At 61.4% G+C, this 14,662-nt stretch carries 11 protein-coding genes; 4 read left to right on the top strand and 7 right to left on the bottom strand.

What is annotated here, in order from left to right; genetic code table 11:
• Positions 1 to 61 precede the first annotated feature (61 nt).
• Positions 62 to 1,648, top strand: coding sequence for an ABC transporter substrate-binding protein (locus HRQ64_RS17665; RefSeq protein ID WP_172125253.1), 1,587 nt, complete (start codon positions 62 to 64; stop codon positions 1,646 to 1,648).
• Positions 1,649 to 1,911: 263 nt separating this feature from the next.
• Positions 1,912 to 2,145, top strand: a complete 234-nt coding sequence (locus HRQ64_RS17660) for a winged helix-turn-helix transcriptional regulator (RefSeq protein WP_172125251.1) — start codon at positions 1,912 to 1,914, stop codon at positions 2,143 to 2,145.
• A gap of 1,541 nt (positions 2,146 to 3,686) precedes the next feature.
• Here the strand turns inward: HRQ64_RS17660 and HRQ64_RS17655 are convergent.
• The 5 genes from HRQ64_RS17655 to HRQ64_RS17635 form a co-directional block, all read right to left on the bottom strand.
• The gene (locus HRQ64_RS17655) at positions 3,687 to 5,681 is read right to left on the bottom strand and encodes a CocE/NonD family hydrolase (RefSeq protein WP_172125249.1); all 1,995 of its coding nucleotides are present in this window, start codon (positions 5,679 to 5,681) and stop codon (positions 3,687 to 3,689) included.
• Between the two features lie 70 nt (positions 5,682 to 5,751).
• On the bottom strand, positions 5,752 to 7,359 hold the full coding sequence (locus HRQ64_RS17650; RefSeq protein WP_172125247.1) for an ABC transporter ATP-binding protein: 1,608 nt from the start codon (positions 7,357 to 7,359) through the stop codon (positions 5,752 to 5,754).
• A complete protein-coding gene (locus tag HRQ64_RS17645; protein WP_172125245.1) occupies positions 7,356 to 8,183 on the bottom strand; it encodes an ABC transporter permease in 828 nt (275 codons plus the stop codon). The genes HRQ64_RS17650 and HRQ64_RS17645 overlap by 4 nt, the downstream gene beginning before the upstream one ends.
• Positions 8,180 to 9,127: an ABC transporter permease gene (locus tag HRQ64_RS17640; RefSeq protein ID WP_172125243.1), complete on the bottom strand. Its 948-nt coding sequence runs from the start codon at positions 9,125 to 9,127 to the stop codon at positions 8,180 to 8,182. Before HRQ64_RS17640 ends, HRQ64_RS17645 begins: the two co-directional genes overlap by 4 nt.
• Entirely contained in the window at positions 9,127 to 10,698 is a 1,572-nt protein-coding gene (locus tag HRQ64_RS17635; protein WP_172125241.1) for an ABC transporter substrate-binding protein, read from the bottom strand. The genes HRQ64_RS17640 and HRQ64_RS17635 overlap by 1 nt, the downstream gene beginning before the upstream one ends.
• 257 nt (positions 10,699 to 10,955) lie before the next feature.
• On the opposite strand from HRQ64_RS17635, the gene HRQ64_RS17630 reads away from it, so the two are divergent.
• The gene (locus HRQ64_RS17630; RefSeq protein ID WP_248307284.1) at positions 10,956 to 11,267 is read left to right on the top strand and encodes a cyclic nucleotide-binding protein; all 312 of its coding nucleotides are present in this window, start codon (positions 10,956 to 10,958) and stop codon (positions 11,265 to 11,267) included.
• 9 nt (positions 11,268 to 11,276) lie between these two features.
• On the opposite strand, the gene HRQ64_RS17625 is transcribed toward HRQ64_RS17630, so the two are convergent.
• Positions 11,277 to 12,164: a LysR substrate-binding domain-containing protein gene (locus HRQ64_RS17625; protein WP_172125239.1), complete on the bottom strand. Its 888-nt coding sequence runs from the start codon at positions 12,162 to 12,164 to the stop codon at positions 11,277 to 11,279.
• A gap of 173 nt (positions 12,165 to 12,337) precedes the next feature.
• Positions 12,338 to 12,907 carry a lysophospholipid acyltransferase family protein gene (locus HRQ64_RS17620; protein ID WP_248308270.1) on the bottom strand — a complete coding sequence of 190 codons (570 nt, stop codon included), beginning with the start codon at positions 12,905 to 12,907 and terminating at the stop codon, positions 12,338 to 12,340.
• Between the two features lie 677 nt (positions 12,908 to 13,584).
• On the opposite strand from HRQ64_RS17620, the gene HRQ64_RS17615 reads away from it, so the two are divergent.
• A complete protein-coding gene (locus HRQ64_RS17615; protein WP_172125237.1) occupies positions 13,585 to 14,652 on the top strand; it encodes a dihydrodipicolinate synthase family protein in 1,068 nt (355 codons plus the stop codon).
• Positions 14,653 to 14,662 lie beyond the last annotated feature (10 nt).

Below are 14,662 nucleotides of genomic sequence, written 5' to 3'. Positions count from 1 at the left end.
GTGGTTGCGGTAAGATCCTCGCTCGCAAACGACCGCGAAGGACTTCCATAGGGAGACGTGCATGTGGAACGGCCTGAAATATAGTCTTGTTACGGGGGCGCTGTTGGCGCTCATGCCTCACGCGTTTGCCGCGACACCGGCCGATACGCTGGTGATCGCCAAACAGATCGACGATCTGATCTCCCTTGATCCCGCCGAGGCGTATGAGCTCTCGGGCATCGAGGTGCTCGCCAACGCCTATGACCGCATCATGCGGTTCGAGCCGACGGACGTGAACAGTCTGGTCCCCGGCGCCGCCGAGAGCGTTGAAGTCAGCGAAGACGGCAGAACCTTTACGTTCAAGATGCGGCCGGGCCAGACCTTTGCTTCGGGCAACCCCGTGACTGCAGGCGACGCCGCATGGTCGCTGCAACGGGTGATCAAGCTCGAAAAGTCGCCGGTGTTTCTGCTCTCGCAACTGGGCTGGACCAAGGAGAATGTCGACACGATGGTGACTGCACCGGACGAGTCGACCCTGGTGGTCCAGATCGGCGTCGATTTCGCGCCCTCGCTGGTTTATGCGCTGCTTGGTTCCGTGGTCGGCTCCGTTGTGGACAGCAAGCTCGCCCTCGAAAATGAAGTTGATGGTGACCTGGGCAATGCGTGGCTCAAGACCACTTCGGCCGGGTCGGGGGCGTATGTGATCCGCTCCTGGACGCCCAATGAGGCCGTTGTTCTGGCGTCCAATCCGAACTATCGCGGCGGCGAGGCCAATCTCAAGCGCGTCGTGGTGCAGCACATTCCCGAAGCCTCGGCCCAGCGGCTCGCGCTGGAGAAGGGCGATGTCGACATTGCAATGAACCTGAGCCCGGACCAGATTGCCTCCATCGAAGGCAATGCCGACATCGAGGTCACCACGGTCCCGCAGGCGCTGCTTTATTATATCGGGCTCAACCAAAAGACCCCGGAGCTGCAGGATCCCAAGGTTCGCCAGGCGCTGCGACACCTCGTCGATTACGAGGGCATAGCCAATTCGTTCCTCAAGGGGGCCGCGCAGGTGCACCAGTCATTCTGGGCGGAGGGCTTCTGGGCCTCCTATAACGAGAACCCCTATGACTTCGACCCGGAAAAAGCCAAGGCGCTGCTGGCGGAAGCCGGCCTGCCTGACGGCTTCACCCTTGACCTCGATGCGCCCAATTTCTCGCCCTTTGTCAACATGGCCCAATCGGTGCAGTCGACCTTTGCGCAAGCCGGGGTCACCGTGAACATCGTGTCCTCGGAAATGGCGCCCATGCTGACCAAGTATCGCGCGCGCGAGCACGAGGCGCTGATGGTCTATTGGGGCCCCGACTACATGGACCCGCACACCAATGCCGACGGCTTCATCACCAACAACGACAATTCGGACGAAGCCACGGCCAAGCCGCTGGCCTGGCGCAATGCCTGGGACTCGCCTGAGCTAACCGCCGCGACCAAGGCCGCCGCCGAGGAGAGCGACACCGAGGCGCGCATGCGGGCCTATATCGACCTGCAAAAACGGCTGTTGGATGAGGGTCCCTACGTCATCATGTTCCAGGCCACCTCGCAGCGGGCCGATCGGGCGAATGTGGAAGGCTTCGTGCAGGGCTCCTCGGCAGACGTCACCTACTATAATCTCACGACCAAGTAGACCGAGGACAGCAAGCTGGAACGTTTATACTGACAAAGCTGCACTGCCCCGGGGGAGCCAGGCGTGCAGACTTGCCAACGTCTAACGGCGAATAACGGCCGTTTGAGTTGGAACAGGAAAGACGAATGGCGTAGCCGTAGCATCTGGCAATGCCATTCGTCGGCCGATTTTCGCGGCCACTGCCGGCAATATCCGGCGGGCGGCTGACTCGCGCAGGAGTGGCAGCATAGACTTGCTCACCTGGGCCCGCTCCGTTCGTTCAGTTGGCGCGAAGCCCGAGGTCTGGCTGGTTTATCGCGTCAGGGACGCTGCAGTTGCGGGAGTTGGAAGCGGATGGTGTCATCGTCAGAACCGTCTCCGCCGAAACGCCGTCCAGGGTTGAATACGAACTCACTGCGCTCGGACACTCCCTGACACCGATCCTGGCCACACTGCACGAATGGGGAGCCCGGCACCGTCCGGGACCGCTCCCGTCCGGCACACCAGACCAGCATTGATGGGCAGCGCCAAGGCTAGGCAGATACCTCTGTACGCCGGTCATCCCCCGCGGGGTAACACTTCCTTGTTGTGTCAGGCCCTACTTCGGCAAGGTCTCAGATGAGGAGATGAAGCCTAGAGGGCGCCGCAGACATGTCCGACGAATTGACTGCCCAGTTTTGCGAAGTCACCGAAGCACAAAAACTCGCCCGACTGGCTTCTGGTCCTGGCAGCCGGCCAGCAACCAGTTGTCGTGGTCAGACGAGCTCTCCGAATTTGTTGGACGGGATCGCTCAACCTTCGAGCTCAGCCTGGAAAATGCCCTGAACTGCATTCATCCCGCGGAGCGTGAAGCTGTGATGGATTGTCTGGTCAAGACTGTCACGGGCGTGTGCCAGGAGCAGGCGCTCGGGAATTGCCGAAAGACCGGGCCCCAACGAAATAACTCGATCCTCGATTGTAGGTTTGGACGTCAAGTCGTTCAGGTCCTCAGATCATCAGTTGTCCGGCTTGCTGCATCGGACGACATTGCGAGCACGACGACGTCGCATCGCGGGACGCGGTTTGCAACTTCACGCCGTTACCACGATCATCGAGGCGAGCGCTAAATGGAAGTAGTTGAAGGCCCGGGACTAATGTCCCCTGATGAGGCCGGGGCCATGCCTTGATCGAACGATATCGCGTCATCGTTGGCAGTAGAAGGCCTATGCCAACCTCGGGCGCAGTTGGCGACAGGCATGAATAGTCATCGGCAGAATCGCCTTTCTTCATCTTGAGCCAGGCCGCTTCGAATCTATCCGGAGGCGCCTTTCGCTCCAGCGCTAGCTCGGGCTTTGCGCGCAACAGTGCAACCCGTTCGCAGAATTGGTCGGGATCGACCAGGACTTGAAGCGGCGCCCCGCAGACGGACAGGAACGATCGCCGGCTTTAACTGAGTAATACGCTTATTAATCCTGGGTCCGTCAGAGCAGATATGCCTGCCGCCGCAGTAACGTGTTGCGCGCAGTTTCAAGCTGCTCTCTAGTGCAACAGAGTGGCCATTTACTTGACTGTGTCGGTCGAAGAATGCTGCCTTCACAGTGGCAGGGGAAGGGTCACTTCTGCTTTTGAACCACGTTCGCCCGAAAGCGGACCGACGGATTACGACCCCATTTAAGACATTCGGGGTCTAGGTTCGAACTCCCGAAAGGCGCCATCAGTGGAAAGTAAGCTGGGCAGTGAGCGTCCGTGCGGTGTCCGGAACCGAAATCTGCGCTGCACACTGAAGAGGTAAATGCCGAGGCAAGTTGAGCTCACCACTTATTCGGCATCAACTCGATAACACCTCGCTTCCTAGCTGACAGCCTGGATGGTCCGCCAGTGAAGCATTAGGCTGCCCCCAGCAGCGGGTACGAGCCACCAAAGCGAGCACCTGCGACAACTGCCGAGGCGCTGCTTCCAAGCACGGCTACAGCTAGCCTGTTGAGGTACTGGGCCCGAGTGCGTTTGACTTCTTGCGACATGTTCGCCTTCTGTTTTGCCGGTTGGCGAGACCCAAGCAGGTGCCGGCCGTCGGGCCGCTCTAGATCAAATCCCGCAGGACGGGCTGATCCCAGCATCTCCGGGCAACTTCGCGGCCGTTTTCGGTGGCGGTTAGTTCACCGGACACGAAGAAATGGGTGCGGTCCGAATGCATCCGGGTGGTGCTCTCAATGATGACGCGCCAACCCTCCCGGCCTATCTCGTAGCGTTGGGTCAGCACATAGCGGGCTGAGGCGGGATCATGGTCAGCGATCGTCAGGTCGCGCTTGAGACTGTGGCTGAGGGTGGTTTCGATGTCGTCGAAGCGCAGGATGCCCTCGCCGAAGAGCCCGCCAATGCCCTTAGTGACATAGGTGGTGGTGCCCGCGACGTGATCCTGCATGGTCCAGCGCTGCACCGTGCCGGGATCGAGCTGGGTCATCGGCGTCAGGGGACCGTGTGCCGGTTCGGCAAAAGCCACTGCCGGACCCTCGGCACCACGTGCGGGCAGGTGCAGGCTCGAGCCAGCGGTATCGATGGTAAGAGTGGCGAGTTCCGGCGACGGCCAGACCAGGGGCCAATATGCGGTGCCGAGGGCAAGGCGGATGGCGTGGCCCTTGGCGAAGCGATAGCCGCAGTCGTTCAGCTTGACGACGACGTCATAGAACTGGCGGGGCTCGAGAGGCTCGGGATGTTCGTGGCTGTTGCGATGGGTGAGGTTGAGGACCTGGAAGCTAACGCGCGACACGGTGCCATCGGGGCGGATATCGCTGAGGCGGGCGACGATCTGCGCCACTGGCTTGTCGGCGGCCAGGCGGAGCTTGAGGACGGGCGCGCCTAGGATTTCCACCTCGTTATCAAGGACCGGGGTATCAAAGACGAGTGCCCCCCCGTCATCAAGGCGTTGATCCAACGGATGCTCGCCCGGGCAGCCTGTGGCCATCCATTCGCCACCGGCTTTGCCGTGGCTAAGTGGAGAGCAGATGTTGAAGCGGGCCGATGGAGCGCAAGCCGAGTGCAGGCGCTGGTCGGCGCCCAGGTGCAAGGCTTGCGCGGTGATTGTGGGCGAGGGCCAGGACGGCTCGCCCACCCAGCGGCCGGGGGCCTGAGTGCGTGTGCCCGTGGGCACGACGCTGTCATTGATAAAGGCGCGCAGGTCCGGCTCATCCATGATGCCGGTGTCCCGGCCCTTGAGCCAGTGATCCCACCAGCGCACCGCTTCCTGAAGGAAGCCAATGGCGGGGCCGGGAATGCCATCCTGCGGATAAACATGGCCCCAGGGGCCGATAATAGCCTTGCGGGGGGTCTTGAGCCCCTCGAGCAGGCGGGGCACGGCGTTGGTGTAGCTATCGGCCCAGCCGCCGATGGCAAGCACCGGTACTGCGATGTCGTTGAAGTCTTCGCAGACCGAGCCATGCTTCCAGTAATCGTTGTAGCGCTGGTGCTTCAGCCACAAGCCGGGGAAGAACGGCAGCTGTTCAAGGCGCTCGAGCCAGGCTTTGCGCCAGCCCTCGCCCACGATCGCGGGATCAAGCGGGCGGGCCTGATAGGCCATCATGATGGTGCCCCACCAGAGATTGTCGTTGAGCAGCAGGCCGCCCATGTAGTGGATATCGTCGGTGAAGCGATTGTCGGTGGAATAGGCGGTGATGATCGCCTTGAGTGCGGGCGGTCGGCGAGCGGCGACCTGCAGGCCATTAAAGCCGCCCCAGCTCTTGCCCATCATCCCCACACTGCCGTCGCACCAGTCCTGGGCGGCGATCCAGGCGATGACTTCGAGCGCATCGTCCTGTTCCTGCTTGAGGTACTCGTCGGCCATCTGGCCGTCAGATTCCCCCGATCCGCGCATATCGACGCGAATGGCGGCATAACCGTGCTGGGCGAAATAGCCATGCATGGGCTCGTCGCGGCCGCGGGTGCCGTCGCGCTTGCGATAGGGAAGATATTCGAGCACGGCGGGATATCGACCCTCCGCTTCAGGCAGCCAGATGCGGGCACCAAGACGGGTGCCATCGCTGAGGGTAAGCCAGATGTGTTCTTCAGTGCGGATCGACATGGGGTAGTCCGAAATAGATGGGGAAGATGCCAGGGCAGAGCCCTGGCAGCGGGCGCCGAAAGGCTGCGGCTCAGGCGGCGGCTGGCACGCGCTTGGCCAGCACGCTGTCGAGCCAGTCGCGGCGCAGTTCGGGCACCGAAGTCACGAGTTCTTCGGTGTAGGGATGGAAGGGCGGCTGGAAGATTTCAGCTGTCGGCCCTTCCTCAACGATCTTGCCGCGCTGCATCACCATGGTGCGGTCGGCCAAGCGCCGCACCACACCCAGATCGTGGGTGATGAAGAGGTAGGACAAACCAAACTCGTCCTGCAGCGAACGCAGGAGCCGCAGGATTTCCTCTGCGACCAACGGGTCGAGCGCGGATGTCACTTCATCGCAAATGATGAGGTCGGGCCGCGCTGCAAGCGCGCGGGCGATGCAGACGCGCTGCTTCTGGCCGCCTGAAAGGGCCCTAGGGAGGCGCTCGGCGAACTCCCCCGGCAAGCCGACAAGCTCAAGCAGGCGCGCAACTTCAGTGTTACGCGCCGATCCAGAGGTGCGGAAATAGAACTCCACCGGCCGACCGATAATCTGGCCCACGGTCTGGCGTGGGTTGAGGGCGACGTCGGGGAGTTGATAGACCAGCTGGATGCGTCGCAATTCCTCGCGGCTGCGCTTCTTGTAGGAGCGATCAAGCTGCTTGCCGGCGAGCGCAATATAGCCCGACGCGTGCGGCGGCAGGCCGGCGATGGTGCGGGCGAGAGTGGATTTACCCGAGCCCGATTCGCCGACCACGGCCAGCGTTTCGCCGCGCCGCAACGTGCACGAGATGTCGTCCAAGACCGGTGTTTTCGTGTAGCTGGCGTGAACATTGCGCACTTCGAGCAGCATCTCGCCGCTTTTGTTGGAGACGATTGCCCCGCCCAGATCGGCCCGCCGCTCAGACACCAGCAGCTTGGTATAGTCCTGCCGGGGGGCCTCGAGAACCTGTTCAGTCGTGCCTTCTTCAACCAGCTTGCCGTGGCGCAGCACCATGATGCGATCGGCGATCTGGGCAACGACGGCCAGGTCGTGCGTGATATAGAGCGCCGCGGTGTTGTAGCGGCGAATGAGACTGCGCAGGAGGGACAGAACCTCGATCTGGGTCGTGACATCGAGGGCGGTGGTGGGTTCGTCCAGAACGATGATGTCGGGACGGGCAGCCATGGCCATGGCGACCATGGCGCGCTGCAACTGCCCGCCCGACACCTGATGGGGATAGCGATCGCCAAAGGTTTCGGGGCTGGGCAGCTGCAGCGTGCGCAACAGCTCAAGCCGCCAGGCTTCGGCTTCGGCCCGGCTCATCCGGCCATGGTAAAGGGCGCTTTCGACGATCTGTTCGCCGATACGAATGGCGGGATTGAACGCTGCGGCCGCCGATTGGGCGACATAGGCAATGCGGGCACCGCGCAGCTTTTCGCGGGTGGCGCGGGTGCCTTGTGTCAGCGAGACCTCGCCGATCTCGACAGTGCCGGCAACGATGCGGCAGCCGCCACGGCCGTAGCCCATGGCGGCAAGGCCGATCGTGGACTTACCTGCACCTGATTCCCCGATCAGTCCCAGCACCTCACCGGGCGCCAGGTCCAGATCGATGCCATCGACCAGAACGGTTCCGTTGGGTGCTGCAACGCGCAGGTTGCGGATCGTCAGAACATTGCTCATCGGTCAGCTCCCTGGGCAATGCCGCGGCTGGACAGGAGCCAGTCGACGACAAGGTTCACCCCAATGGTCAGCAGGGCAATGGCGGCGGCCGGAAACAGCGGCGCATAAAGGCCGTAGAGAATGGCTTGCTGGTTGTCCTTGACCATGCCACCCCAATCGGCAAAGGGCGGCTGGATGCCAAGGCCAAGAAAGGACAGGCCGGCAACAAAGAGGAAGGTGAAGCAGAAGCGCATGCCGAACTCGGCGATGAGTGGGGGCAGGGCGTTGGGCAGGATTTCCCGCGTGACCAGCCACACCATGTTTTCTCCGCGCAGCCGCGCGGTTTCGGCATATTCAAGCACGGTTATGCTCTGGGCGACGACGCGCGAAAGACGGAAAACGCGCGTGCTGTCCAACAGGGCAATGGTGAAGATCAGCACCGGGATCGAGGAGCCCAGGGCCTGCAACACCACGAGCGCGGAAATCAGCACGGGAATGCACATTACCGTATCGACGACTCGCGACAGGACGGTATCGACCCAGCCGCCCAAAATGGCGGCGAGGAAGCCGAGTGGAATGCCCACTGCAAACGAGATCAGGGACGCGGCGAGCGACACCCCGATCGACATCTGCGCGCCCGCCAGCAGGCGCGAGAACATGTCGCGGCCATTCTGGTCGAGACCAAACCAGAACTGGGCGGACGGGGGATCAAAGGGGCTCCCCACGATCTCGTTTTGCCCATAGGGCGCGAGGAGAGGGCCGACCAGGAACACGACGAGGTTGAGCAGGACAATGGTGATGCCAAGCCAAGCGGAAAGAGGAATATTCTGGAGCCTGCGGGTCATTGCGCGTGCCTCAAACGCGGATTGAGGGCAATCGCGGTGATGTCGGCAATGCTGTTGAGCACGACATAGGCGGCGCCAAAAACCATGGCCGCAGCCTGAACCAAAGGCAGGTCGCGCTTGGCGACGGCATCGACCATGAAGCGTCCAAGCCCGTTATAGTTGAAAATGGCCTCCACCAGCACGACGCCGGTGATGAGATAAGCGATGTTGAAGGCCACGACATTGACGATGGGCGCGGCCGCATTGGGCAAGGCGTGGCGCAGCACGACCCGCTTGGTGCGCAGACCCTTGAGGAAAGCGGTTTCCACATAAGCCTGGTCCATCACCGACAAGACCGCAGTGCGTGTCATGCGCATCATCTGCGCGACGGTCACGAGAACCAGGGTCAGGGCAGGCAAGGTGGTGGCGCGCAGCCAATCCCCAAAGCTCATGCCCCCATAGATGTCGGCGAGACTGGGCAGGATGTTGAACTGCACGGACAGGAAGAGGATGAGCAACAGCCCAAGGAAATATTCGGGCAGGGACACAAAGGCCAGAGCCAGGATGTTGCTGGCCCGATCAAAGGCACCGCCGCGCCGCACGGCAGCCGCAAGTCCAAGCAGCACTGCCACGGGCACCGACACGACGGCGGCATAGGCCGCGAGCGCCATGGTGTTGCCAAAGCGGGGCCAGAGCAGGTCTGCCACCGGCTGCCGGTTGGCGAGGGACATGCCCAGATCGCCCGAAACAAAGCCGGTCAGCCAGGAAAGATAACGCTGCCAGGCGGGAAGATCGAGGCCGAGATCCTGACGAAGTGCGGCCAGTGATTCCGGCGTCGCGTTTTGCCCCAGAATGGCCGAAGCGACGTCGCCCGGCAGGAGCTGGGTGCCCGCGAAAATCAACGCGGACACCAGCAGGAGCGTCAGAATTCCCAGCGCGATCCGTTCAAGGATGAGCTGGATCATCAGGCTTCGATCCACACCTTTTCAGCCAGGCGTGCGCCCATGAAGTTGAACATGGGGTGGCTGGTCACGCCACCCAGCTTGTTGGAAACGGCATCGAGATAATCGCCGAACATCGGGATCATGGCGCCGCCTTCATCGGAGATCATCTGCTGGAGTTCAGCATGGATCTCCTTGCGCTTGACCGGGTCCAGCAGCGCCCGGGCTTCCACGAGCTTGGCGTCGAACGTCTCGTTGTGCCAGTGGGTGTCGTTCTGCACCGAGGTCGAGGAGTAGGCGGTGGTCAGCATCTGGTCTGCCGTCGGGCGGCCGCCCCAATAGCCCATGGAGAAGGGAGCCTTCATCCAGACATTGGACCAGTAACCATCCATCGGCTCGCGCTTGATGCTGAGCGTAATGCCCGAAGCAGCAGCGGTGTTCTGGAAGATGGCGGCGGCATCCACCGCGCCTGAGAAGGCGGCATCGGAAGCCGATAGCTCGAGGCTGAGATTATCGAGGCCGGCCTGCTTGAGGTAGAATTTCGCCTTTTCCGGATCAAAGGCGCGCTGCGGCAGATCTGCGGCATGGAACGGGTCGCTTGCCGGGATGGGGTGATCATTGCCCAGCTGGCCATATCCGCGCAGGGCGGTGCTCAGCAACTGCTCACGGTCGATGGCGTGCTTGATGGCGAGGCGCACATTGTTGTCGGTGTAGGGCCCCTGGGTGCAATCCATGAGGAAGGTGAAGTGCTGGCCGCCGGACGACTGCACCACCGTCAAATTCGGATTGCGCTTGAGCAGGTCGACGGTCTTGAAGTCGAGCTGGTTGATCGCGTGGACCTGGCCGCTCATCAGCGCATTGGTGCGGGCGGCGATGTCGTTGATGACGATGACCTCGACCGCATCGACATGGGCGGTGTTGGGCTTCCAGTAGCTCTCATTGCGGGTAAATCGTGCGCGCACGCCCGGCTCGTAGCTCTCCAGCACGAAGGCGCCGGTGCCGACCGGGTTGTTCCAATCCTCAAAGCCCTCGGGGACGATGAGGAAGTGGTAGTCGGAGAGGATATAGGGCAGGTCCGCATTGCCGCTTTCGAGCACGATCTTGATCTCGGTCTCGGAGAGCTTGACGACGTCGGCAAACTGGCTGGCGGTCGAGCGCGCAGCAGAGGTGCTGGCTTCGCCGCGGTGCAGGTTGAGGGAGTAAAGGATGTCCTCGGCGGTGAGGGTCTTGCCATTGTGGAAGGTCACGCCCTGGCGGATCTTGAACGTCCATTCACGCGCATCGGGCGAAGGCTCCCAGCTTTCGAACAGCTCGGGCTGGACCATATTGTCCTTATCGATTTCCACGAGGCCGTTGAACACCATATAGGCGTGGTTCACTGGCACCCAGTCATTGAGCACGCGGATATCGAAGTTGTTGGTGGTCGAGCCACCGCCGACACCCAACTTCAGCACGCCGCCGCGCTTGGGGGTGGCCTCCTGCGCCTGCGCCGAGGGGACGAGCAGGCCGCTCGCCAGAGCCGTAAAGCCAAGTCCAGCCGCGCCCGCCAGAACCTGGCGGCGGCTGAGGGCGTGGGGTGACGGGTTCTTTGGCATAGTCCTACCTTGTTTTTCTCTTTTGCCGCCGCTCGAGGGCGCGTGCGGTTCCATGGCGGATACTAGTCGGGGCAGGGTGACCCAAGGCATGATTTAAAATCATACCCGTATCAGAATCCGGCGTGCGCAGACCGGGCGCAAACAGCGCTAGATCGCGATCTGATTTGTACGGACCGCAGCGCCCCCTCAGGCAATTGCAGCGGCCGCAAGTCGACTGTGTTATGGCGCCTCCCCTGGCGCATTTAGGAGCATTCGAGATGGAGCTTGCGACTGCCGTAGGGCTCGTCGGCGCTGTGGCTTACCTGGTCGGTTATGCACTGATCCAGATGCGCCTGCTCGCGATCGAGGACGGCCGCTATGCGGCGCTCAATGTCCTCGGGGGTGTGTGCCTGATATACTCGCTGCTCTGGAATTTCAACCTTGGGTCGTTTTTGACCCAGGTCGCCTGGCTGGTTTTCACCGTGCTCGGCTACATCCACAGCCGTCATCAGCGCCGCAAGCTTGCCGGTGCGCCGGCAGGGATCAGCATGCCGGCCAATGACGCCGAGCCCCCGGCAGCGGCGGCCTGAGGCGTCGGCTCAGCCTTCGCTGACATTGTGGGCAATGAGCCAATCGGACACTTCGCGCGCGATGCGCCGCTGGTGCCGGTCGGCGGGACGCATGAGGTAAAAGCGCCCCTCGGACTGCATCATGTGCCCATGCATGGGCACGAGGGTGCCCGCTTCAAGTTGCTCGCGAATCAGCCAGGTCCAGCCCAGCACATAGCCTCCGCCCTGCATGGCGGCGGCAACACAAAGGCCGTAATCGCCCAACAGCCAGCGGCGAGTCGCTTCAAGCGGGGTAAAGCCAGCGCTGCGCCACCAGTCGGGCCAGTCCTGCCATTCACGCATGGTGTCCTCGATGCCGATCGTTACCGGGCTCGGCGCATCGATCAGCAACGGCAAGCTCGGCGCGGCGACTGGCACGATTTCCTCTCGCCCGAGCACGACGAGGTTGACGCCAGCCGGGCGCTCACTGCGGTAAAACACGGCAAGATCGAACTCATCGAGCCGCAGATGCACCACGTCGTCGGTCACCTTGAGGCGCAGCTCGAGCCCGGCGATTTCCTGCTGCATCCGCGCCAGCCTGGGCATGAACCACTGATCGGCAATGCCGCGCGAGCAGGCAATGGTGATCTGGCGCGGGCCAGACCAGGTCCGCACCCCTTCGGTCACCGAGGCGACTTCGCCCAGGACCCGGGAAATATCAGCGGCATAGGCAGCGCCGACAGGGGTGAGCACCACGCCATGAACGGCGCGGTTGAAGAGCTTTGAGCCGATAAACGCCTCGAGCTTGCCGATCTGCCGGCTGACCGCGCTTTGCGTGAGGCCCAGCTCCAGCCCGGCCCGGGAAAAGCTCCCCAAGCGCGAGGCGGCTTCAAACACAACGAGCGAATTGAGTGGGGGCAGCTGCTGCAATCTAGCCATATCGATCTTGCACGAAAACGGCCCGGCCAGTGCCGGGGCCTTCAGGGTTGATAGATTTACGAGCTTAGCCGGATGGTTACCCAACATCTCCTACGGTGCCGACCCCGGTTGGACCCTCAGCTTCTCTGAATAGTCCCAGTATCACCGTGGGCGCGCCGCTCGCGCACCTCCGACTAGGCAGCCATGGTAATTCTGCTCCGCTCGGCTTCAAGCATGCTCTCGGTCATGCTCGTGAACTCGGCCTCGGTCAGGCCGGGGGGAATGATTGGGAGATAGGATACCGCTATTGTACCTGCCGTCTTTGGCCCTGAAGCTGCGGTGCTCCAGAAGCGCCCGGAGTTTAATGCCACTGGAAGGGCAGGAACACCCAAATGCTTATACAACAGCCCCGCGCCACGCTTGAACTTGACGGGCTCGAAGGGACCTTTTCGGCTGCCTTCCGGGAAAATGAGAACAGAACGTCCTTGCGAGAGAGCCTGCCGACTTTGCTCCAGCATTATGGAAAACGATTTTGCCCCCCTGGCGCGATCGATGATGATCATCGGAGAGCGTCGTAGATACCAGCCCAGAACCGGGATATTCAGCAGTTCCTTCTTGGCGACGATTGCGACGTCCGGTGCTAGCACGAGGAAAGCTAAAGACTCCCAGGTGGACTGGTGATTAGAGATGATGAGGCACGGCGTCTGACATGGATAGCCAGTTTCCAGGTGCTTTAAACCGACCACTACTCGCAAGCTCTCCAACAGCCCGCGCGCCCAGAGTCGAGTAACGGCCCGAATTGCCTGTTCCGAACCCCCGACAACTGCAAACCACGGAATGCCAATGGCGAAAAGGCAGGTCCATACGGCCAGCACAACATCGAAGGCTATCGATCGAAGATAGGTGGTACTCGTAATATTATTGCTCCGGATGATTGGGGAGGTGGAGATGGGTCTTTGGCACGGCGCCTAGCCGTGCTCACCGCTGGCACTGATACCGCATCGGGTCCAGCAATTCTCTCCGATTATCTAAGATTGATCACCGGCTCGCCCTCGTCCTGGGGGGAATCTCGGCTGCGCCAATTGTGATCTCGAACGAGGCGTCTGCTTATGAATGTTGCCGAACTGCCGATCGGGGGCAGCAAGTTGGAAGGGCAGGGTAGGGGCCGTTTGCGGACCGTCTGCTTTTTGGGCCTAAGGCAGGGCTAGCTGCCCTCCAGTCTCTCATTCCGCGGCCGTCGCGATGTTTGCGGTTGTCGCTCGAGAGCAATGATCAATAGTAGCTTCGCGTTCACTCCACGCGACCTTCTGATCCGGGCTATTTGCCCCGGGATTTCGGTCCGAGTACTCTGATTAACCGGTCGTACTGACATCCTGCCAGGCATTGACTTTAGCGTGTTCATAGCTATTTTCAACCAAACAGTTGGTTAGTGGGTAAATAGATGTCACTTAAGATTGTTGGGCTGAAACCCGAGCTGCGCGAGGCGATTGCTGGTGGACTGGTCATCCCGGCGCATCCGTTAGCACTTGATGCTGATCGTCGGTTAAACCAACGTCGGCAGCGGGCCTTGACTAGGTATTATATCGACTCCGGAGTGGGCGGGTTAGCTGTAGGAGTTCACACGACGCAGTTCGCCATCCGATCGGTGGGGCTCTATGAGCCCGTCCTGCGCTTAGCGGTTGAAACAGTTACCAGTGAATACCCCGACCATAATCTGGCGATGATTGCCGGACTTGCCGGCCGCACGGATCAGGCCGTCGAAGAGGCAGATGTTGCGGTTGGTCTGGGTTACCATGCCGGTCTCCTCAGTCTCGGCGCCATGCGTGAGGCAAGCGAAGACGAGATCATCGAGCACTGCCGCGCGGTTGCCGAGCGCATTCCGCTTTTCGGATTTTATCTGCAGCCCGCTGTGGGTGGGCGCCATCTGCCACGCAGCTTCTGGAATCGGTTCTGCGAAATCGAAAACGTCATTGCCATCAAGATGGCGCCGTTCAATCGGTATCGCACGCTCGATGTGATCCAGGGTCTGGTGGATGCGGGTGCTGAAGATCGGATTACGCTCTACACCGGCAATGACGACCACATCGTCCTAGACCTTCTGCTCCCTTTCGTTGCTTATCGGGACAACCAGCCGGTGACAGTCAGGATCAAAGGCGGCTTGCTCGGTCACTGGAGCGTTTGGACCCATTCGGCCGTGGATATCTTCAACCGCTGCAAGCGGGCGGCAGCTCAGGGCGCCAATCCGGAAGAGCTTCTGGCGCTCGATTCCCAGGTCACGGCGATGAACGCTGCCGTTTTCGATGTCGAGAACAATTTTCACGGCTGCATTGCAGGATGCCATGAGGTCTTGCGTCGGCAAGGCCTGCTTGAAAATATCCTTTGCCTCGATCCCGAGGAGGGGCTGGGGCGCGGTCAGCGCGAGGCCCTCGATCAGGTCATTGCTGCCTATCCGCACCTGACGGACGATACCTTCGTAAGAAAAAACCTCGCCCGTTTCCTCGGGCATTGAACTACCAACG

Origin of the sequence: Devosia sp. 919, from assembly GCF_013185965.1 — a bacterium.
In the GTDB taxonomy this organism is placed as follows: domain Bacteria; phylum Pseudomonadota; class Alphaproteobacteria; order Rhizobiales; family Devosiaceae; genus Devosia.
Note: the sequence above shows the minus strand (reverse complement) of the source record. Positions and strands in the feature narration are given on the sequence as shown.